The organism is Paenibacillus terrae (genome assembly GCF_000943545.1).
Lineage (GTDB): Bacteria > Bacillota > Bacilli > Paenibacillales > Paenibacillaceae > Paenibacillus > Paenibacillus terrae_A.
In genome coordinates this window covers 1-573 of the sequence record NZ_JTHP01000197.1, presented here as the reverse complement: position 1 = coordinate 573, position 573 = coordinate 1, and the positions used below count along the sequence as shown (strand labels likewise).

The following is a 573-nucleotide window of genomic DNA, read 5'->3' as shown; positions in this document are numbered from 1 at the left end:
GGGCTGTCCCAAAAGCCCTTAAAAAGCATATCGATGAAGAACAAAAACACCGATATGTTCAAAAGGGACGAAGCAGAGGTTTATCCTGCTTCGTCCCTTTTGCGTTTTTCCGTCATTGCGGCTTTTTTGAGCAGATTGTGGGCAAGGCAAAGCCACCCGACCTCCAGGCTTACTTTTTGCAAGCCGCGAAGCAGGAACCTCCGGAAACCCCGATTGTTTTTTATTTGTCCAAACACGCTCTCGGGCTCAGTCATGCGCCGAACGGAAAGAGTGTATCCTTCCTCGCTGCGCAGTCGTTCCCGCATGTCGTTTTTTTGCCGCATATAGGTCAGACTGATGGCCATCTCCCGGTTGCCCTTGGCTGTGGTGCATTTCGCTTTTAGGGGACAATCGCTACAATCTTCACTTCGATAATGGCGTGTCCGAATCGTGTAGCCGCTCTCCGTGACCGTCTGGCCTTCGTATCGAAAACGTAACGTTTTTCCAGCCGCACAGGTCCATGTATCTTCCGTTTCGTTGTAGCTCCAGTTGTCCACTTTGCCTATCGCTTGCTTCCAGGCCCTGGTTTTCTCC

1 protein-coding gene is annotated in these 573 nt (G+C 51.1%); it reads right to left on the bottom strand.

The window, feature by feature from the left end:
- Positions 1-80: 80 nt before the first annotated feature.
- Positions 81-573, bottom strand: a 493-nt coding sequence (locus QD47_RS29645) for a transposase (RefSeq protein WP_044649492.1), incomplete at its 5' end; no start/stop codon positions are given.